The organism is Marinobacter sp. G5_S1_61_S3, assembly GCF_054968585.1.
This window is the reverse complement of sequence record NZ_JBQKUK010000008.1, coordinates 31,861-50,702: the sequence shown is the minus strand read 5'-3', so window position 1 is coordinate 50,702 and position 18,842 is coordinate 31,861. Positions and strand designations below refer to the sequence as shown.

The 18,842-nt window shown below is 50.1% G+C and carries 17 protein-coding genes; 11 read left to right on the top strand and 6 right to left on the bottom strand.

Annotation, left to right across the window (positions count from 1 at the left end):
* Positions 1 to 52 precede the first annotated feature (52 nt).
* Together ACTRWH_RS09425 and ACTRWH_RS09420 are read right to left on the bottom strand one after the other, a co-directional pair.
* A complete protein-coding gene (locus ACTRWH_RS09425) occupies positions 53 to 823 on the bottom strand; it encodes a hypothetical protein (protein ID WP_462826343.1) in 771 nt (256 codons plus the stop codon).
* A gap of 1,013 nt (positions 824 to 1,836) precedes the next feature.
* Positions 1,837 to 2,187 (bottom strand): hypothetical protein, encoded by a 351-nt coding sequence (locus tag ACTRWH_RS09420; RefSeq protein WP_462826342.1) that lies wholly within the window; start codon positions 2,185 to 2,187, stop codon positions 1,837 to 1,839.
* Between the two features lie 398 nt (positions 2,188 to 2,585).
* On the opposite strand from ACTRWH_RS09420, the gene ACTRWH_RS09415 reads away from it, so the two are divergent.
* A complete protein-coding gene (locus tag ACTRWH_RS09415) occupies positions 2,586 to 3,155 on the top strand; it encodes a hypothetical protein (RefSeq protein ID WP_462826341.1) in 570 nt (189 codons plus the stop codon).
* A gap of 54 nt (positions 3,156 to 3,209) precedes the next feature.
* Here ACTRWH_RS09415 and ACTRWH_RS09410 read toward each other — a convergent pair whose 3' ends face one another.
* The 3 genes from ACTRWH_RS09410 to ACTRWH_RS09400 form a co-directional block, all read right to left on the bottom strand.
* The gene (locus ACTRWH_RS09410; protein WP_462826340.1) at positions 3,210 to 3,491 is read right to left on the bottom strand and encodes a hypothetical protein; all 282 of its coding nucleotides are present in this window, start codon (positions 3,489 to 3,491) and stop codon (positions 3,210 to 3,212) included.
* On the bottom strand, positions 3,488 to 4,573 hold the full coding sequence (locus tag ACTRWH_RS09405; protein ID WP_462826339.1) for an integrase domain-containing protein: 1,086 nt from the start codon (positions 4,571 to 4,573) through the stop codon (positions 3,488 to 3,490). Before ACTRWH_RS09405 ends, ACTRWH_RS09410 begins: the two co-directional genes overlap by 4 nt.
* 1,001 nt (positions 4,574 to 5,574) lie before the next feature.
* Positions 5,575 to 6,762 carry a hypothetical protein gene (locus tag ACTRWH_RS09400; protein WP_462826338.1) on the bottom strand — a complete coding sequence of 396 codons (1,188 nt, stop codon included), beginning with the start codon at positions 6,760 to 6,762 and terminating at the stop codon, positions 5,575 to 5,577.
* Positions 6,763 to 6,978: 216 nt separating this feature from the next.
* Here ACTRWH_RS09400 and ACTRWH_RS09395 point away from each other — a divergent pair, with 216 nt between their 5' ends.
* The 8 genes from ACTRWH_RS09395 to ACTRWH_RS09360 all read left to right on the top strand — a co-directional run bounded on the left by ACTRWH_RS09395 (position 6,979) and on the right by ACTRWH_RS09360 (position 15,553).
* Entirely contained in the window at positions 6,979 to 8,262 is a 1,284-nt protein-coding gene (locus tag ACTRWH_RS09395) for a hypothetical protein (protein ID WP_462826337.1), read from the top strand.
* Positions 8,263 to 8,271: 9 nt separating this feature from the next.
* Entirely contained in the window at positions 8,272 to 8,760 is a 489-nt protein-coding gene (locus ACTRWH_RS09390; RefSeq protein WP_462826336.1) for an MBL fold metallo-hydrolase, read from the top strand.
* A complete protein-coding gene (locus tag ACTRWH_RS09385; protein ID WP_462826335.1) occupies positions 8,753 to 9,463 on the top strand; it encodes a hypothetical protein in 711 nt (236 codons plus the stop codon). The genes ACTRWH_RS09390 and ACTRWH_RS09385 overlap by 8 nt, the downstream gene beginning before the upstream one ends.
* Before the next feature lie 594 nt (positions 9,464 to 10,057).
* The gene (locus tag ACTRWH_RS09380; RefSeq protein WP_462826334.1) at positions 10,058 to 11,044 is read left to right on the top strand and encodes a competence protein CoiA family protein; all 987 of its coding nucleotides are present in this window, start codon (positions 10,058 to 10,060) and stop codon (positions 11,042 to 11,044) included.
* The gene (locus ACTRWH_RS09375) at positions 11,041 to 13,086 is read left to right on the top strand and encodes a UvrD-helicase domain-containing protein (protein ID WP_462826333.1); all 2,046 of its coding nucleotides are present in this window, start codon (positions 11,041 to 11,043) and stop codon (positions 13,084 to 13,086) included. The genes ACTRWH_RS09380 and ACTRWH_RS09375 overlap by 4 nt, the downstream gene beginning before the upstream one ends.
* Before the next feature lie 490 nt (positions 13,087 to 13,576).
* Positions 13,577 to 14,353, top strand: coding sequence for a hypothetical protein (locus ACTRWH_RS09370; RefSeq protein WP_462826332.1), 777 nt, complete (start codon positions 13,577 to 13,579; stop codon positions 14,351 to 14,353).
* Positions 14,350 to 14,850, top strand: coding sequence for a PIN domain-containing protein (locus ACTRWH_RS09365; RefSeq protein WP_462826331.1), 501 nt, complete (start codon positions 14,350 to 14,352; stop codon positions 14,848 to 14,850). The genes ACTRWH_RS09370 and ACTRWH_RS09365 overlap by 4 nt, the downstream gene beginning before the upstream one ends.
* A gap of 124 nt (positions 14,851 to 14,974) precedes the next feature.
* Entirely contained in the window at positions 14,975 to 15,553 is a 579-nt protein-coding gene (locus ACTRWH_RS09360) for a hypothetical protein (RefSeq protein WP_462826330.1), read from the top strand.
* A 102-nt stretch (positions 15,554 to 15,655) separates the two neighbouring features.
* Here ACTRWH_RS09360 and ACTRWH_RS09355 read toward each other — a convergent pair whose 3' ends face one another.
* Positions 15,656 to 16,171, bottom strand: a complete 516-nt coding sequence (locus ACTRWH_RS09355; RefSeq protein ID WP_462826329.1) for a transposase — start codon at positions 16,169 to 16,171, stop codon at positions 15,656 to 15,658.
* A gap of 330 nt (positions 16,172 to 16,501) precedes the next feature.
* On the opposite strand from ACTRWH_RS09355, the gene ACTRWH_RS09350 reads away from it, so the two are divergent.
* The gene (locus ACTRWH_RS09350) at positions 16,502 to 17,089 is read left to right on the top strand and encodes a hypothetical protein (protein ID WP_462826328.1); all 588 of its coding nucleotides are present in this window, start codon (positions 16,502 to 16,504) and stop codon (positions 17,087 to 17,089) included.
* Between the two features lie 512 nt (positions 17,090 to 17,601).
* On the top strand, positions 17,602 to 18,834 hold the full coding sequence (locus ACTRWH_RS09345) for a hypothetical protein (protein ID WP_462826327.1): 1,233 nt from the start codon (positions 17,602 to 17,604) through the stop codon (positions 18,832 to 18,834).
* Positions 18,835 to 18,842: the final 8 nt, after the last annotated feature.

The window sequence follows — 18,842 nt, the reverse complement described above, 5'->3', positions numbered from 1 at the left end:
GAAAGCACCAAGAATTCTGCTTTCTGTGAGCTAACCAAATGATCGTTACGATTCAGAATTGGACTTCGTCCGTTGGCGCTCCCTTTCTATTAGAAGTACTGACACCCGCCAAGTAATCCTTCCGATAGCCACGAGGACTCTTCCATTCATTCAGTCTGATTTTCTTTAAGGCCACATTCCTTTTGTGAGAAATGCTCTGGAAGCCTTCGCTGCGGCTGAATTGACCTTCGAAGACGCTCCAGGTCACCTCCTTAGCCAGGGATTCCAATTTCTCTTGTGTAGCGTCGACAGCGCCGGTCTCAACCAAATTGCTTAGACGATCGATGATGTCGAAGAAGAACTGGATTGGATCAGATTCTGACGCTGTGCCATCCTGCTCGATTTTCTCCAAAAACTCAGACAAGCTCCAAATTTCGCCCGCCTCGTGGTGAATAAAGGGTTGTCGGACCGGCATTTTGTGAATTTCTTCCAGCAAAGCATCCGGAATCGCTGGTCGAGTCGTGGAAGAGATTCTCATTTTAGTACCCTGTCCTGTTGGTAGGGACCGTCCATGACGGGTGATCAAACCGGCGTTTACCAACTGGGAATTCGCACGATTTATCGTTGACGGAGTTGAATTCAAGTCAGAAGCCAATGCGTTGATCGACAAGTTGGTTTGGTAGTCATTGTTCCGCCAGAGAAAGTGGTAGTAAATGTACAGCTGGAGGGCAGTGGTGGAGATCTCCGACCTGATCTTGTTCAGGTAGAGGATGATCACTAGTGGAATGTTGACGTAAAGTCCGGTTTCGACGCTAAAATCCATAATACGTTGGTCTGAGTTCATTTGTTTTCCCCAAGAGATTGAATGTATTCGGGGCTAAGATTACTCACGATGCAGAAGTCAGTGTTCTGTGTAATTTCGGGATTTCAGTGATTAGAGGAGTTTTGACAGGCCAAGTACTTGCTTCGATGTTGGGCGCCCTATTAGTTCCTCCTGGCGGGGAATGGTTGATCATGAGTACTTCTCAAATGGAGAGTTTTTATTCCTATATTACCTTGGCACTGAGCTTTTCCTAAGTTCGGACAGGGTTATAGCAAGGTCGCGATGGGCCAGAGGGGCACCTATCGAAGTTGGGGATGCGTTCCCGCTGGACTGCAGCAACGAGGTGTACACCACCGAGCAGCAAAACCGCACTCGAAGCTCAGGCTCAAGTGTGGCGAGGCTTGAAAGGAAAAGCGATGACATTCATACGGGAGTCTCTCAAGCGGGCCTTCAGCAAACCTTACAGAGAACAACAGCGAATGGACCGGGAGGTTCAGGCGTTCCTTGAGACCCTGCCGCTCTGCCACCAGTTCCTGCTTGTGGCATCTCCAGAACTCGGTGAAGGCGAGTATTCATGTGGCGTTGTTTTGCCTGCCTATGGGCTATTGGCGTGGTATCGCAAAGAGGCAGAACAGACCACCATTTATTCTTGGGACGCCAAGGTGAGACACCGGGCCATGCCACTATGGCTTGAGCAAGCCAGAATCAACGATGGGAAGGTAACAGACCTACCACGGAGTGTCTTCTGCGATGTTCGAGGCTCCATCGCTGATTGGGTCGAGGCAGGCCAAGCCCATGTATGGTGTTATCACTGTGAAAGCTGGGTTGATGACGTCGCAATGTCTAAGACCGATGAGAGTCACTTGGGCAGACTCAGCTCTTCCTGGACAGACGTTTGGTTCTGCCCCCAGGGTCACAAGATGCATGAGGAGAGACAGGAAATCCGTTGGATTTACGGTAAAAGGCGGAGCGTTTCTTGAGGATAAATCGGACACTTCAGTCTCCAAAACCTACACGACTGAAGTGCTCACGCTTTAAACCTGCGAACCTTTGACCCATCTGCGATATCGGTGCCATATGGTACCGAATCCCTCTTCATGAATCGTCCCGGTTGCCATTCCACCGCCAGTGCTCAGCCGGGCACGGAAATAGTTGAACTCAAGAGTTTCCTCGGATGGGTCAAAGTACTCGATGGCTGCATCCAACAGCAGATCCCAGAAAATCACGATGTTCCCACAACGGTCTATCAATTCAGGGTTCATGTCGGTCGTGAGCGCAAGTACGATTGGGTGGTCGCTTTTTTCCGGAGGCTGAAATTCCGGATGGGCACGCCTGTAATCCTCTATCAGAGCTTCCAGTGTCTCTCGCCCCATTGAATCACTCATTATTTTCTCCACGTCGGACCTTTTATCTTGTCCCATAGACTGCCGAAAACCAAGTCATCGTCCGAGTTTCACGCGGCTGCATATTAATCTCGCACCCCGATTCGGTTGCTATGGCGCTTCAACCTGCGCCGGGAGACCATTGCATAGAGCGCGTACTCTGAAATCTGCTCAAGGGTGGTGGGTGATTGGCATTCCCGTCCATGCCATTGGCTCCCCTCTATCAACGACACATAAAGACACTCCGGCGGCCAACAGCTCAAGACTTGGTGAGGTCTGGATGTTTTTGGGCTTATTTGTGTCGATATCGCTCTAATTGAGATTTTCGTACGGTTTGACGTAATTACGAAGGGGCTGAAGTGAGTACCCTGAGTGTAAATCAACACAACAGGGAGGAGCTTATGAAATTTATAGATCACATCCATTGGCTTGACTTGCCACCCTTCGAGGGTGAAAAGGAGTACAACGGACGCCCCACTTGTTACCGATCCAATCCAGAGCAGATCAAAGCAACGGCAATTATTCTCACTGCACTCATGGAACATGGACGCTGTTCTGTCTCTGTAATGTCGATGCTTAGGACTCACCACAAAAAGATGGTAGGCCAACTTAAAAGCATGAATTGCCTTTCAGGGGCAGGATCATTGATGGATGTGAATTTCTTCTACGCCGGAGGGACTTACCAAAGCGCAGACACGTTAATAGTCTTGCCCGTAGTGGCAACTGGAACGCGGTATAAAAAGCTTATTGATGAGATTCGTTACCGGTCAGCGAATTTGTTTGATGCGGTGGAACAACAGGAATATAAGCGAGTAATAGTCGTGGGCGAGAAGCTTGCGTGGTTGTCCATCGGAGGTCTTTTCTCCGAGAGGCTAGTCGAGGTCCCGTCCACCGATTATCCGGTTAGCGATCGGTATTTTAGACATGACATAAGCGACGCCGTTGATGCAATGTTCGGTGACGGACGCTGACCCAGCCACTATTTCTGCGGGCCGGCAAAGTGAGAAAGATCGCTTTAAGAGGGCTCACTTTCCAAGGGTCGGAGGCAAGGGCGGTTTTCCCGCCCGGCCCATGAGTGTCCACAACTTGCAAACGGCATAGTAATAGTCGCGTGCAGTGGTCGGCGCAAAATTCTGAGCCTGGAAAAATTCATGAACCTGCCGGCGACCGATTTGCTCGGCCGGACGATGGCACCACTCGACGAACAGCTCAATTCGCTCGACCTGCCGTCGCCGTGATTTTTTGCCCCCTCTACGCGCGTAGAGGTGGAGTTGATGTCGAAGTTCCCGACGAATAAAGGCCATCATCGCTGCCCTCCGAGATACGCATTGGTGATATCGATTCGACTGTGGCCGAGTTCGGCTGAAATCTTCTGTCGGGCCTCCCGATCCAGGTCGCGGGGCGCGTTGCCGCCTAATACCGGCGCACGAAAACCGGTGAGCTGTTCGTATCGATCACACGCATAAGCACTTCGCAGCTCATGAATGCCGCGGATGCCGAATGCTTGCAGGGTCTCCCGGATATCACGTAGCCCCGTCTCTCGCCAGGATTTCCAATCCTCTTTTCCGGGCATCACGGCGCGTGCCATTCCTTGAACTTCGGCAGCCCGGCGTAAAGCTGTGAGTTGTCGGTCTGAACTAATACTGAATCTTCGTGATCGCCCGCCTTTGGTACCGGACTCAATAGTGACCGCTCCGGTTTTAACTGCCTCATTCAATACAGACACAGCATCAAGCAAACTAGCTTCTTTGCTGCGCAGACCTAATTCACGGGCAAGGCATGCAATCGCATACCCTCGGGCGTCCAATCTCGACAGTGTCCGTTGCAGATGGTCGTGATTGAGACCGGTTGGTGGGACTATTCGAACGTGAGTACGTTTAGTGATACCGCATTCTGTAGAGGAGGTCGGGCTAATCGGAACCCACTGGCCCTGTGTTGCCAACGTCAGGACTGTGTTCACCGCACTGATCCGGTTCTGCGCGGTTGACGCATTTATCGGTGGCAGCTCTGTACCTGAGCAAATATCTGCCGTTGAGTTGTTGAGATTATCCCGTACCCGTGCGGCCAGTTGGTTGCCGTATTCGACAACGAGCGCGCCATCAACGTACTCCATTTGCCGAACTTCATGCTCCCTTGCAAACTCGCAGAATTGTCCCCACCGCTGGCCCAGATCCGCCGCGGTCTGAAACGAGATAGCGCCAACCATCTCTGCATGTTTCAAGGCGAACATGCCGGCCTTTTTCATACTCCTGCTGCCTAAGCCAAAGTTTTTACTCATGGTTCTCCCCGAACTGATTCCTGTGACGGTAAATTTTTCGCAAGACTTAAGTTGTTGAGGGGCGCTCGCCGACCCATAGGGAAGCGGTTGTTTGATGTAGTTGAAGAACATCCGGCAGGCCGCGCTGCCATGGGCATTTGTGAGTTATCGCTCGTGAAACATTGGTGCTATGGCGAGAGTTAGTCGCATGCCGTCAAGCAACGTTTTACAAAGTGCTTGAAAGCTCCGGCTTAACGGGGTGTCCCCGTCACCGCTGCCCTTTGCGGTGCCCTTCACAAGAGATCATTGATTGCCCTGTTGGGCATTGGTGGATATGCGACGATCGGGTGAATCCGGTTTTCGTCGTATTTCGTCCCATTTCTGCCTGCCTAAAACAGGCTGCAGGTGGCTCAACCACGCCTTCTTTGAGACATTTCATACAAAACGTCTCTGTGGAGGCTGCCTGGAAGAAACCAATTTTTTTAACCGCGGTTACACCGCGTTGGGGGAGGGCTTTCGATACTCAGCCTCGATCAATGGGTGACGTGAGGCAGACAAAAGCTATTTTCGATCTCATAGAAATCGCGAACGCATAGGCGTTGCAGATGCAGATTGGCCCGCTGGGCCTTTGGTTAGGATGATTCCAGAAAGGAAGTGTGCGTAGGGTTTGCCCTACCGGGCATTTTGGTTTGACCGATAAGCGATCAATCTTGGAAAAGCTGTTTGGTTTTACGGTGCCAGCTACACGCGGAGGCTGATGCCTCAATTCTGTTTTTAACTTTGCCTGCCGAGATACTGATTGTCCAGCAGAGTTAACGCAATTTTTACGTGTTTTCAGGGCGTTGGCCTTGAGCGTGAAGCTTTGAGGAGCGGACTCGCCGATCGAGTGTCCTCCAAGTGGACTCCAAGTGGACTCCAAATGTGCGTTAAGTTCTTCGTCTGATTACTGACAAAACCATGTAGACTCGAAAGTACATTTGGAGTCCACTACGGTGATACTTCTGTTCATAGTGGTTGTCGTGACCCTCTTTGCCGCAAGTTCTCAGTTTTTTTCAAACCGGGCCTAATTACTGTTTTTCGCGGTGATGTGTTAGTGGTGGGCCACTCCGACCAAAGGCAGTCCGTCTCCAAGTTTAATAATAAGGACCCGGCGACTTGGGCTCCGGGCTATCGAGGACAATATCTGATACAGCGATCAACGGGGCTATGCAATCCGCTTTGATCCGTGCCCAGCTCAACCATTCTGTGAGTTCTTCGTTGAGCTGGCCGTCTTGCGCCGCAGAGTGTTCAACGGCCTCGATATATTGCCGCAACCTTTGGGCCTCCTGCCATTGGGAAGCTTTGAGCTTCAATCTTTCGAGCTGACCCTGTTCGTGCTTTCTTAGCGCCATTCGGCGGTCGTACCGATCTTTAGCTTCTTGCCAGGCCATTCGTCTGCATTTTCGTTTTTCCGCCTGGATGCGATATTCCTCAATCAGATCCAATGCTCCGGCAACAACCTGATGCAGACGCTTTTCCAATGATGTCTTGGACGTGTCTCCCCAGTTTCTGGATGGGTAAGCCCCGATCGATATCGTCAGCTTGCCAGTAGGGTGGTAATCGTAATCGGGTGGGCTAGGATAGCCACCGCCAAGGCCCCAGCGATGCGGAGAACGGCGCCAGCGATCAATGGCTTTTTGCTCAGCCGCAGTGACCTCGTGTTTTGTTCGGGCAACATGCTCGCTGATTGTTAATGCGAGAGCGGTTTCGCCCAAGCCAATGAGGGTGAGATTTTTTTCAGCGTCGATCCAAACCTTTATGCCTTGGCACTCAAAGGCTTTTATCAAGGCGTCGCCGATCAACAGGGCCCGATCAAGGGCTCCGCGAGTCACCTCGAAATGAAAAACCTCTCCGGGGGCCGAACGTAGGCCCTTGTAGTTATCCCAACCCGTTTTGAGCCTGAGTCTCTTTAAGGCAGCCCGAATCAATGGATGCGGTGATTGAAGTTCCTCAGCTACATCGATGAAGCCGACCCGTTCTTGGGCTGTAAGGGTTTTTTTCCGGGTTTGGTCTGAGCTATGGGGATCATGGGTGGGGGATCGGCTGAGAGGCAATGAGCATTTATCAAACTTCTTCGAAGCTGGAAGAGGGGGCTTTTTCGGAGAATGTCCGGCATTTACTTTGGCCCAGTATCCTCGTGGCGGGAGCGGTATTTTGTATTTTCGGCAAACCTTCCCGAGTGCGACTCCTGAGATTCCGTAGCGAGGCGCGATCCGGGAAACGGGCTCGGCCCAAACTTCTTCGTAAAGCGATTGCCGGGTGATTTTGTCGATGTGCTCCACGGACCCCCCTGGTATCAAAAGGCGATGTTTTTCTTATATAGCCCAATGAGTATTAGGAATGCCAACCACCGCAAAACGCTTACCTCCAGTGCAACTAAAACAAGATGAATTGGAAAGCTATCTATACGGAAAAAATTACGTCAAAAATACGATAAAAGCGTAATGTTGGTCTGATAGTGTCGTTCGTGATGATTAACCAACGACCGGAGATACAGAATGATTGAGAACGTGAACCTGTCCGCCTCAGAAACTGAGCAATTGCTGAGACACGCGCTTGCATCGCCCAAGCGAATTAATAGTCAGCGTTTAGCGCTAGAGCTCGATGTACCTGCCTCTCGAATTTCCGAAGGATTGAAAGGGAAGTGGCACTTAAAGCCACATCAAAAAGAACATCTGATTGAGAAGTACGGTCAGCCGCGAGGCGTTTCGGGGCAGTATGTTTTTGCAGAGGTTGCAGACTCAATATCCGACTTTCTTGATGACGAAGAGGCCCTATCTCGGAAAAGGCATGTTGATCAAATCCTGAATACGTTGAGCGATCCAGCCTTTCTGCATCAGCTTGCAAGATCAATAACTCCGCTGCCGACTGGTGTCTATGAGTTACCGACCTTGAAGCCCACAGAGGTCCGCAAGACGCTGTCCCGTTTCGAAGAGTTTTTATTGAGTGCAGAAGTTTCTGGATGGCTTGGGGCCGTCAAGCGACGGTATCGCGGCTTCAACAGCGAGAGATCGGCTCCAGATGATATTGAAAGCTTCTTTTGGGCCTCTACCTACTATGACCTTGAATTAATCGAAGACCTTCCTGTCCCGGTGGGAAGTCCAAATTTACCCATTAGCAAAGGGTTGGAGAAGGTAGCTACAGAGTACGGACTGGCTTTAGGTTCGCTAAATCTAAGTGCTCTTGATCTCGCCGCAGTGGGCGCGGCTTTTATATCGCTGCAGGAGGAACAGTATTACCGAAAAGCTGGCCTTAAAAAGCCGCTTTCCCTGAGTAACCCATCCAAGAGGCAGGACCTCGTCGAGAGAGTTGAGTTTGTCCTTACCGGCGACCTGATCCGGGAAGAGCAAAGTGAGTTTATTAGCGCAAAGCTAGGCCTGCCGTTTTCAGAAGAGAGCATTTTCAAAGTGCCGGGGGATCGTCCTCGGGAAGTAATTTCTCCTACGTTTGAGCGCCCGGGGCGCTTGGAATTCCCGAGCTTTGGTACACGCGCAAACTGGGACTTGGACTATTGGACCACCTACCGGGTTCGTCTGTTCCTAAACCGTGACTGTAACTATAGCCTGGTGATTGAACTTGGTAACGATCAGCTCTCAATGGTGCCCGCCGGCTTTCATCATCCTTTGCGTAGCATCGTTATTCCAAAAATTTCCGGTAGGCACGTGCTCGACCATTTGAATGCGCTCAGAGAGTGGCTGGGCCTAGATGCTCTGCCAGAGCAAACCATTAAGGAAGAAATCGCTGAAGCTGGCGGTTATGTTCCGGGCGCAAGAATTCTCTGAGGTGAACTAATGCTTGCAATGAAGTTTGTAGGAGCGATTCAGGGGGTGACCCGTTCTTGTAGTAGGTTTTGGCATACGGAGTCAGGCACCCAGTTTGCGGTCGACTGTGGGATTCATCAGGGGCCTCACCATATTGAGTGGTTAAACCGCAATGTCTTTTCATTTAGCCCCTCAGAGATACAATACGTATTACTCACCCATGCTCATATTGATCACTGTGGTTTGATACCCAAACTTGTTTCAGAGGGGTTCAGGGGCTGGGTCCACTGCACTCAGGCAACGAAGGAGGTTGCGATCGAGCTGCTGACTGGTGCGGCCAATATAAAGTTCGCAGAGCGAACGTTCAGAATCAAGCCAAGTCTGGGGAAATCTAATTACGCATTCGCCGGGGCTAAGGGATGGTTACACACCACGACGATGATTCTGGTCACCACAGTGTTCCCTTCGAACAATTTAACTTCATACCCGCTGGCTGAAAGGACTCTCGCCAATGGCTAAACGTATTCCAGAGCCGACCATCACATTCACCACGCCCACGTATGAGATATCGGACCATACCGCGATGACGAAGGCTCGAAGACTCATGAAGGAGCTAAAGGAATACGCTGGGGTCAAAACTTTTGAACAGAACTTTATAGCGGTGGGCTTTAGGCCGGATGTATCCCCCACGAAGCGCTGGCAGGCCATTCTAAAAATGCCAGAGATCCGAGACGACCTTTTCGGCGCGTGGTATGACAAGAAGGGTCAGATCATGGCCAGGCCGGACCCGAAGAAAACTGCCACGGTTCAGTTGTGGTATCTGGCATCAAATACTCCTCTGATTGGGGCCACAGATGATAGTTGGACCTCACTCTCCCTCACTATGGTCGCACTAGGGCGGCGGGAGATACTGAACCCTCAAACTGCGGTGAATCAGCTCGGAACGGTAATACCCTTGGTCAGAGTCACGCTGCATGCGCTGCAACGAATGATTCAGCGGGGTTTTGTTCTGACAGAAAATGAGGAGATTAGCTTCAGCCAACTGCTGGAATGTTTAGTGCGGGTGTGGGCCCGTGCTGATCACCATTATTACGAAGAGGGTGTTTTACCAGCTGAGTACAAGATCGAATACGAGGGTGCAATCTTTGTAATAAAGGCGCATGAAGACTATCGGGGCGACGTGGCAATGGCGCTTGTTACGATGTTGCCGCCGAAAAAGTAAACTGAGCACGCTGTGAGTGCAGTGCAAAATTGGATTATCCGGCCAGTCGGGCTCAGTCTGTAACACTGGACATATTGGAACCTGATTGGAGTGAGCAGTAATCAGGCCGCTAAGCGCAAATGACCTGCCTGTTCATAGAGAGGCAACTCCGGTTCGACCTGTTCAAACAAATCGAGCTGGTTGTTTTAGTCCGCAGATGGCCCGGTCCGAAGTGAATATGCTTGCCCATGGGAATGCGGGGGTTGTGAATATTAGATCCGTTTCACCAGCTGCGAAGGGGGATCGCCCGAGGTAGCTTGTATTTATAGATAGTTCGCAAAGCGGCCATTCAGAGTGGGTAATCTAAGTCCCGCACAGGGAAAAAATGGCGTTCACTGTAGTGGTCAACTACTCCCGGACAGTATTTTAAGGTTTTCCTCAACCGCAACGGGCGAAATGCCGTCGTTGAATGCGTGAGGGCGGGGCCTTGGTCGCATACCAGATAATAAGCACAGGCGATCAAAACCCGATGTTCAGCGGCGCCCAGCCCTTCCTCTCCATGGTGGGGTCCGATAATCTAGTATTTTCTGAGCATTTTTGGGAACCTAGCCGCCGATGACTACTCAAAACGGTGCAGTACAGTTCGCCTACTCTCTAAACGAGGAGGGCATTTTAACGCACATCAGCGAGGCTCAGCGCTCTCAGGCTTATACCTGTCCAGGCTGTAAAAAACCGTTGACCCCTGTGTTAGGCCAGCGAAAGGCTAATCACTTCCGACACTATGAAGAGTGTTGCGCCTTTGAATCGTACCTGCATAAGTGTGCGAAACGAGCATTCTTGGCCCGATACGATCAGGCACTAAGCAATGGGGCGCCCATTGAGTTGACTCTCAAGCGGTCCGTGCATTGTTCCGGCCCTCGCTTGGAACTGCTAGCAAACGAGGAGGCCGTGTGTAGGAAGTCAGTGCCTGCACGTTATAACCTCATAGACCTCTTCGACCAGGCCGAGCTGGAAAAGCCTGATCGTGTTTCAGGCCTGAAACCGGATGTTATGCTCAGCGACTCAGTGAATCGCAGGCGATGTTTCGTAGAAATTTGCGTTACGCACGCGTGTAGCCAAGAAAAGATCGAGTCCGGCATTCCCATCTTGGAGTTTAAGGTTTCATCCGAGAGTGATATTGAGCTGTTGCTTAGCGGTTCTTATTCGGTTGAGGATCCTCGCCTCTGTGCCTACAACTGGCGCCCACCAATGCAAAGAGTGAGTTTCTGCAGCAATTTTTGTGCTTTTGATGATATCGAAATGTCTGTCTGGAATTTGAGCGAATCTGGGCGGTTAAACGAGCGATCGATGCGGCTCAGTGATATAGACCTGGCCCAAAATTCGCGAATGAATGTATGGCCCAGATCAACAGGCACTGCCGATGAGTCGGAACATCTACGCACGTTCCTCCGTCATGCGGATCCGCACACACAATTTCCGAATTGCCTTCGGTGTAAGCATGGCGGCCTATGGGAACGGGGGTATATTGCCTGTCACTTTAAGGGAAAAACCGTTCCTTACACAGAGGCTCGTCACTGCGCGAGTTATAGGGATGGCGCATGAAGAAAAGTCTGACGTGGGAACAGAGGAATATTGTTTTCCATGAGCTAGGTCATGCACTAGTAAAGGCGGTGCCCGGTAGTGGCAAGACAGCCACCTTGGTAAAGCGCGTTGAGCGACTGAGCAGGTCTGGGGTGGATCACCGCTCAATTTTGATCCTAATGTACAACAAGTCGGCCCAGCAAAGCTTTCAGCGAAAGCTGAAGAAGGTCCTGAACTCGAAAGTGGTACCCGAAGTCCGAACATTCCACAGCCTGGCATTGAAGATTGTCAGCCATGGGGAACGAGAAGGCATCATCAAGGAAAGAGATCTCCTCACACCCGAGGACGATCGTTACGTTCAATTGGTGAGAGAGGCTTATCGCCACGGGTTCAATTCCGACGAGAACTACATTGACTCTAGTGACATCGAAGAGTTGGAACTGTTTATCACACGATGCCGGGCTGCGGCGGTTTCTCCGGCGGATGCGGAAACTGATCCCACCTTTAGCGAAGTAAAACCAGAGTTTGTCAGGGCCTACAGCCGTTATTGTGACCTGCTAGAAGAAAACAACTTACGTACCTTCGATGACTACTTGATCGAAGCTTGTTCACTGTTGCGCAAAAACCCTGCTTTGTGCACCTACTTCAAGCACATTATTGTCGACGAATACCAGGACGTTAACCTGATCCAGCACGATTTAATTCGTGCTCTTGCCACGCCAACGACATCAGTGATGGCTGTGGGCGATATCAACCAATGTATTTACGAATGGCGCGGTGCTCGGCCTGATTTTATAGGTGGTCTATTCGAGCAGCATTTTAAGAACACGAAAGTATTTCATCTTTCATGCACCTTCCGCTTTGGGCATGAGCTCTCTCTGATGGCTAACTCGGTGATTCGCCGGAACTCTCCCAAGTTGGACAAATTATGTGTAAGTCATCCAAGCACTCCAAATACGAATGTGAAAGTGCAGTTCGATGACTGCTTGTCCAAAGTGTTGCCCCAGTTGCCGGTAGACAGCGGAACAAAGGCCATTTTATCTCGAACAAAGGCGAATCTAGCGGAGGCAGAAATCGCCTTGCGACTTTGTGGTTTGCCTTATTCTTATCTCAATGGTGGCTCGTCCCTACACAGTCGCGCCGAGGTCGCGACTCTAGTCGTGGGAATGTCATTGTGCGTCCATGGCGACCTTAGATCGCTGGACGACCATTCGGCGAAGAGAGCGCTGCTGTATGGATTTCTTCGCAGTGGGGGCTTCAAGTGGAACCGGGGTCAACTGAAAACTGCGATGGAGAAGATGTTAGCAGCAAAGACTGATTTACTATCGGTCCTGGGGACTGTTCTGGAAAGTCATGGACACCAGAAGAATCGGTTTGAAGAACTCCTCGCGATCCGACATATAAACAATGAAACTACGCCGGCCTACGTTGTTTTCCAGAGACTGAGACAGTCAGGATTTCTTGAAGGGATTGGCACAGAGGGAGTTTCGCGTACGAGTTCGAACGATCAGCAGTGTGGTGTAGTGAGGATCGAGGAGTTGCTGGAATCGAGCCAGATCGATGCCCGAATGTTCCTTAAGCTTATCTTGTACCCAGTCCAATCGTCTGCGGAGCATGAGCCTTTTGTTCTTTCGACGCTTCACGGGTCCAAGGGGTTAGAGTGGGACAACGTAGTGATAATCGGACTGTATGACACAGATTTCCCCGGTGGCGACTCGGAGAACGGCTCAAAGCTGATATCTCAAGCCGCAGTTGAGGAATCAATTGCCAAAGAGGATTTAGAGGAACAACGCCGGCTGTTCTATGTAGGAATCACACGAGCTAGAAAGCAACTGAATCTATTGGTGCCATCCGACAAAAGGCTGGCCAAATGGATCGATAATGCCTGGGACTCCACCCCCAAGGGAACAGCGACTGCGACACGGTTTGTTTATGAGGCGGGCTGGACAGCTTGTGCTCGAACTAGCAAAGCCATTTACAACAATCTGGTGGAAAAGCAGAAGTCCGATTTTAGCAATTTCCACCACTGGTATCTTAGAGATCTTCAGCGTTTAAAAGTCTAAAAGACAGAAAATATTAATCGACATATTGATCTGATCCACTCTGGTTAACCGTCTTCAGATCAGCAACCTTAAATTAACTGACATTACCAAACCGTGAGCGGTTTAGTGAGTGCGGGAAGGTCAATTCCTAAAAAGAGGCTGAATTTCTTCAAGGGAAGTGTTGGTCTATCCGCCTGAACGTCCGCTTTGCGACCAGGTCACCCTCTGAGCTCAGCTAAACAAAAGCGAACATTCGAGTCAGGGCTTTCATCCAGAGCCACAGGGCTAATAACAGCCATTTCATCCAGTGTGATTGGCGGGGCAAATTGAAAACGCTCGCCGATGATGTGGCAGAGATGGCGATGCTCCGCTAGGGTATTGTTTTATGGGTTAATGTATAGCGCGATTGATGGTTTAAACTCAGTAATAATGACGCGGTCAAATTTCTGCAATGATAAAGCATGCTGGCTAATTAGCTGTTAGCGAAAAATAAGAATATTGGAGAAGTCGCATGGATGATGAGATTGAATTCAGGCTCATTGGGCAGGGTATAAAACCGGGATTGGTGCGTTCTCATGAACTTGCCGAGATTCTGGAGGCCGTTGAATCATTTGCTTGTTCTGAAGCGCTGGAGTCAAATCCAGACCTCACCAAAGATGATGTGGTGGTAGGTCTCTACCACATAGCTGATGAGAGTATCGGTCTCAGGTTTAAAACGACCATGGCTGCTGCGGTTTTGCCTGCTTTCATTGCTGCAAGCCAAGCCGTCGCTAATTCTGATTACGAAGCTCTCGCCCCGCAATCTTTAAAGTCCCTACAAACAGTTGCTGCGTTTGCCAAGAGGCATAATTGTAGAGCCGATATTCAATTGCCGGGCTCCGAGCGTCCATTAGCATCCATCACTCCTGAAACCGTGGTGCCCCTACCAGGCCGAATCAGTGGCTCTACCGAGCTGATGGGTAAAGTATTGCGTGTTGGTGGAAAGGTACCACGTGCGATGATCGAAATGCTTGATGGGTCCGTCATCTATTGTGATGTCGCTCTAGATGTTGCTAAAGAGCTCGGGCGTAGGCTGTACGCACTTGTGGTTCTGCAGGGTTTGGCGACTTGGGATACTCGTACCGTTCAGCTTCAAGAATTCTCAATAACCGGTTTTCAGGAATTTAGGCAGGAAGACGCTCTTGTCGTTCTAAACCAACTGAAGAACAAAATCGGGCATGAATTTGCCGGCGTCAAAGATGTTCCTAGATTTGCTACCGCACTTCGCCAAGGTGAGGTACTCCAATGAAACAAGCAATCCTGGACAGCCATATCCTCATCTGGGGCATCAAAGAGCAGGCAGAAGACGGCCAAGAGGAAATGATAGAGAGAACGCAGCAGTTCTTTGAGGAGTGCAAGAAAAACAAGACACAGCTACTAGTTCCTTCGGTTGTTGTTGGAGAGCTATTAACCGCTGTGGATGTTAAGTACCACCCAATGACTCTCAACTTGCTACAAGGGGCGTTCCTCATACCGTCATATGACGCTGCCTCTTCGGCAATCTTTGCTCGACTTTGGCGCGAGAAAAAGGAATCGGGCGCTGTAGATCAAATTCGAGAAGAGTTACAAGCTACTCGCCAAGAACTGAAAGCGGACTGCATGATTGTGGCAACTGCAATTGCGCAAAAAGCAGATGCCATTTTTAGCCATGATGCGAAACTCAAAGCCTTTGCAAGCGGCCAGATCAAAGTACTTGAGGTGCCTGGACTTCAAGCACAGCAAAAGCTGAGTTTGGAGGAAACATGAAGCTGTCTGCGCCGTTCGCTAGCAAGGGACGCCAGCCGACCAATTTCCCGCTGCCTTTCCGAGGCGGCTGAGCCCAAGCGGTAGCCATCTGAATTCGAAGACCTTAACGAGACGGAGGGGACCAATGAAAAATGTCGAGCGTCACCATCAGGTTCACCGGGCATTTGCGGCGCTGAATCTTGGCGCGGCGTTCGCTGGACTTGCTTTCCGTGATACCCCAATTGAACTGAATATCATCCTTCTCGCAGTTCTGTTCTTGATGATCCGTGTAAAATTTTGGTTCGACGATGAGGCGTACCTTGAGGACGTTGGCCAAGGTGCACTTCCCGGCGGCTTACCTTTTGGATTCGGTATGCTTCTTGCTGTGATTTCATGGATTCTATGGACTTTTGCAGGTTTCTACATCAAGGACGTCGAGCTATTTTCGCTATTGATGGTTGGGGTTTTTGCCGCCTCTACGTTTTGGATAGTCGCCGCAATGGTTAAACGAGGCGCATATGCCGAACAGGTACCATGGCTATTCTTCAACTGTTTGTACGTGCTGGGGTTTGCCTTGATCTACTCGCGGTCGCAGCCTTGGAACCCATTTCAAGATCAGCCGGGCGGATTCACAACATCGGTAATAGTGTTACTGTTCCTGCTCTTTTTGGCCGATCTCAGCGTTACTCGAATTCTTGAACAGAAGCGTCGTCGGGAAAATTAACTGGCCACACTGTATTGCTGACCAATCGTTGCGCCGGACAACGTTCGGTAGCCAGTTAATATTCGTTATCGCACCATCTGAACATCCTCTGTGCGACCAACGTTACTCTCGGGCCATAGGTAAACAAGAGCGGACATTCAAGTCGGGCCCTGTCTCCGGCGAACTTGGGGCAATTGCTGATGCTTCAGGCACAGTCATCAAGCGTTTGGCTTGCTCATCCCGTCGGGTCATCGCTTCGATCTCTCGGTCGTACGCCAGAATCTCTTCATCCAGCTGAGGGATACGCTTATGAATGTTGTGCAGTAATCGTCGGGCCAGCATTGGCAAGCCGTTTTCGCCATCCGCCAATATCCCCTTCAGATGGTGTCCGGCAGAGTAGCGACCCTTGGGCATCACCAATCCGAACTCGGCGAGTAACCCACGAATCTGGTTAATTTTTGCAGTTTGCTCCTTGGTTAGCCCGCTGTGAATTCGAAACAGGCACAGCAGCGCTCGTTGCTCAGCGAATTTGACCGGGAAGAAGCGTATCGAGGGGCGACTGGTGGCCTCAAAGATGGCTTCGGCATCGTTGTTTCGTTCTTGAAACTCTTGTGTAGGGGGCGACAAAGCGAGGGGCAATGATCCGGGCGTCGTGACCCAGCGTGGTGAATTCCCGGGCGCAGTAGTGGGCGCCAGCGCAGGCCTTCATGCCGATCACGCAAGACGGCAACTGAGCAATGAGCGGTATGAGCTTAGAGCTATTCAGTCGTTTGCGAACCTCGATCTTGCCGTGTAAATCGACGCTATGAGTACTGAACACATTCTTGGCAAGATCAATGCCGATAGTTGTAAAATTCGTGATGAAGCTCTCCGTTTTAATCGGAGACTTATGACGCCTCCAATCTGGCACATTGATGCCGTAGGAGCAGGGGGATTCCGCATCATTCGTTCGGCAAAAAGAAACCAGTTATGGAATATGACAAGAAAAGAGTTGAGCTACCCCTTCCATGGAAAAAGGCTCAGGCTATCAGTGCCATGGTCGCGGCTTTGTTAATTCCAGTGGTTTTGGCATTTTTCGGGCAGTTGGTAAATACCACCATAAAAGAGAGCGAGCTGAGGTTGCGGTATGTTGAGCTAGCCGCGAGTATTCTGAAAGAAAAGCCGACCAAAGAAACAACGGAGCTAAGGCAGTGGGCAATAGATGTTTTAAACGACAACTCAAGCATAAAGTTCTCAAAAGAGGTTGAGATCGAGCTTAAAAAGCAAACGCTGAGTGCAGTTGATACCGGAAAATCTCTCGGAAACCTATTAAAGTGGGAACTTATAGAAAACGAGAATGGCAATTATCTTTTGAGAGCGGAATGGTTGGGGCGTGACCCATTAACTATTTTGGGTGTGGATGTGGTGAACGCAATGCTAGCCTCGCCAGAGCTGGCATCGGGAGATGCGATTGAAGTACGTACTTTTGCGCTACTCATAAGAAAAAGTGAACAAAATAAGAGTGCCTCTATTAGTTTAAAAACAGACTATGGACTTGTTTACGTTGAAATTCGGTGAGGTCCACCGTTTTGCACTGGCGCCTAAAACGGCGGCTTTTTCTGGCGTTAGCTGGTAATGCCTTGAGGCCTTTCGGGTTTTTCGTTGCGAATTGGCCTTGACCGAAACTGGCAGCAGATCTGAGATTTTCAGGGTTGTGCCGAGGCCCTCAGAGCTCGGAGTCATACTGGCAGCTCAATCTTCATTTCGCGTTGGTATTAAAGTTGGGTGTTCGGGTCGTGAGGATGTCCGCCGAAAACTCCGTCCGGATCTGCTACTCTTAAGTTTAGGTTCGCTCACCGCTTCGTTTACGGTGGACTTAGTTACGAGGTATCGGCAAGTGCCGATGCCAGGGCTATGGTGCAGGTCGTCATATTGGTTGCCAGGGAATGGTCTTCAGAGTTGCCCCCCCCTCAGCTAACCAGTCATTTAAGTACGTTCTGCACTTCGGCCTCTACTGGACACCTTGTAACGGCGTCACTTAGAGTTGCGTTATGCAGTAAAGGCAGCACCAAACAACCAAGGAGAAGGATATGTTTAATTCACCTGGTGGCTTAGCAGAATTCAATGCCATAAGCTTGCAAGTCTGGAACGATATGATAAACCGGGAAATATCGAGACAAACTGCAAGTCAATATTTCAAAGCAAACTCTGATGATATTCAAAATGGTCAAGAGGTAGCTTCTGTTAGATGGAGTGGTGCGCCAGCAGAGGCTAGGTTTTGTTTGAATAGAGATTGGGCGGAGCGATTGTCCGACTGGGGTGTTAGAGGGCGTCATAACACGCACAATGAATACTGTGAATATAGGGTGGTTACCGCTGTCGATGGACAGGGAAATGTAAGACCTAAGCGTGTCGAATTTACATCAGAACTTCGAGAATATTGGGTGGTGCTTGCTATGCATGACCCTCAGGCACTTAAGAACGCTGTTAAAGATGTTATTGGCAGAGTTCCGACATGGTCAGAGCTTTATGATCATAATGACCCAATGTCATTGGGTGAGCAAGAGCGAAGGATTCGTTTCAGCAAAATGGTAGCCGGCAATGGAAACCATCGGGACTTAATTAACGCAGGCGTCCCATCTCAGCCAGACGGTTCACTAAATAGGGATAACATTTTATTTTTAACCCACCCGATAAATGGTTTGGATGATCTGATATATGTCGTGATGTTTGGCGCAACGCCTTATCGAGTCAATGAAAATGGCTTAGAAAGAAAAGCGCTTCTGCAAGAGATTTTTCGTGCGTTCGATGTAGAGCACTTGGCATGCCGTAATGCTGATCCCGCTGCCGCAGCCGGACCTTTTGATGTAGTTTCAGAAGGACGAGATGTCGCATTCTCTAAGAACCTGGGCATGTATTTACGCCCATTGAATCCTTCGTTGTTCGAGTATGATGGCGCCGATATTCCCGAGGATTGGATTGCATATTCCCGAGGAAATGAAGGAATGTATCAACGCCTAGAGTTTGGGCCTAGCGACGACCAAGATGTTTTTCTTGATGAAATCTTGATAAAAAAAGGTGCTGCAAAAGAACCCTTAATTGGCGGCTTTCAAATAGCTGAGGTCTTAGAGGTTGGTCCATTGGTAGTTGTGGGAGATCCAAGCAACATCGACCCTGCAGAGGTTAAATTTGTGCCATCGAATCCTTCTGCAATCAATTGTAGCCAAGCCGGTGTATGCGCACGCATGAAAGCTTTGAAGGCGGAGTACGAGGCCTCCAACACAATAGTGGCTAAGGGAGTGCGAGGAGGAATCCGAAAATAGGGGCATGA

What these genes read in the sequence shown, in the direction of transcription:
- ACTRWH_RS09350 (WP_462826328.1), top strand. Translation starts at nt 16,502, where the DNA reads ATGGAATATGACAAGAAAAGAGTTGAGCTACCCCTTCCATGGAAAAAG.
- ACTRWH_RS09390 (WP_462826336.1), top strand. Translation starts at nt 8,272, where the DNA reads ATGCTTGCAATGAAGTTTGTAGGAGCGATTCAGGGGGTGACCCGTTCT.
- ACTRWH_RS09395 (WP_462826337.1), top strand. Translation starts at nt 6,979, where the DNA reads ATGATTGAGAACGTGAACCTGTCCGCCTCAGAAACTGAGCAATTGCTG.
- ACTRWH_RS09360 (WP_462826330.1), top strand. Translation starts at nt 14,975, where the DNA reads ATGAAAAATGTCGAGCGTCACCATCAGGTTCACCGGGCATTTGCGGCG.
- ACTRWH_RS09415 (WP_462826341.1), top strand. Translation starts at nt 2,586, where the DNA reads ATGAAATTTATAGATCACATCCATTGGCTTGACTTGCCACCCTTCGAG.
- ACTRWH_RS09380 (WP_462826334.1), top strand. Translation starts at nt 10,058, where the DNA reads ATGACTACTCAAAACGGTGCAGTACAGTTCGCCTACTCTCTAAACGAG.
- ACTRWH_RS09410 (WP_462826340.1), bottom strand. Translation starts at nt 3,491, where the DNA reads ATGATGGCCTTTATTCGTCGGGAACTTCGACATCAACTCCACCTCTAC.
- ACTRWH_RS09365 (WP_462826331.1), top strand. Translation starts at nt 14,350, where the DNA reads ATGAAACAAGCAATCCTGGACAGCCATATCCTCATCTGGGGCATCAAA.
- ACTRWH_RS09385 (WP_462826335.1), top strand. Translation starts at nt 8,753, where the DNA reads ATGGCTAAACGTATTCCAGAGCCGACCATCACATTCACCACGCCCACG.
- ACTRWH_RS09370 (WP_462826332.1), top strand. Translation starts at nt 13,577, where the DNA reads ATGGATGATGAGATTGAATTCAGGCTCATTGGGCAGGGTATAAAACCG.
- ACTRWH_RS09425 (WP_462826343.1), bottom strand. Translation starts at nt 823, where the DNA reads ATGAACTCAGACCAACGTATTATGGATTTTAGCGTCGAAACCGGACTT.
- ACTRWH_RS09345 (WP_462826327.1), top strand. Translation starts at nt 17,602, where the DNA reads ATGTTTAATTCACCTGGTGGCTTAGCAGAATTCAATGCCATAAGCTTG.
- ACTRWH_RS09375 (WP_462826333.1), top strand. Translation starts at nt 11,041, where the DNA reads ATGAAGAAAAGTCTGACGTGGGAACAGAGGAATATTGTTTTCCATGAG.
- ACTRWH_RS09405 (WP_462826339.1), bottom strand. Translation starts at nt 4,573, where the DNA reads ATGTTCTTCAACTACATCAAACAACCGCTTCCCTATGGGTCGGCGAGC.
- ACTRWH_RS09420 (WP_462826342.1), bottom strand. Translation starts at nt 2,187, where the DNA reads ATGAGTGATTCAATGGGGCGAGAGACACTGGAAGCTCTGATAGAGGAT.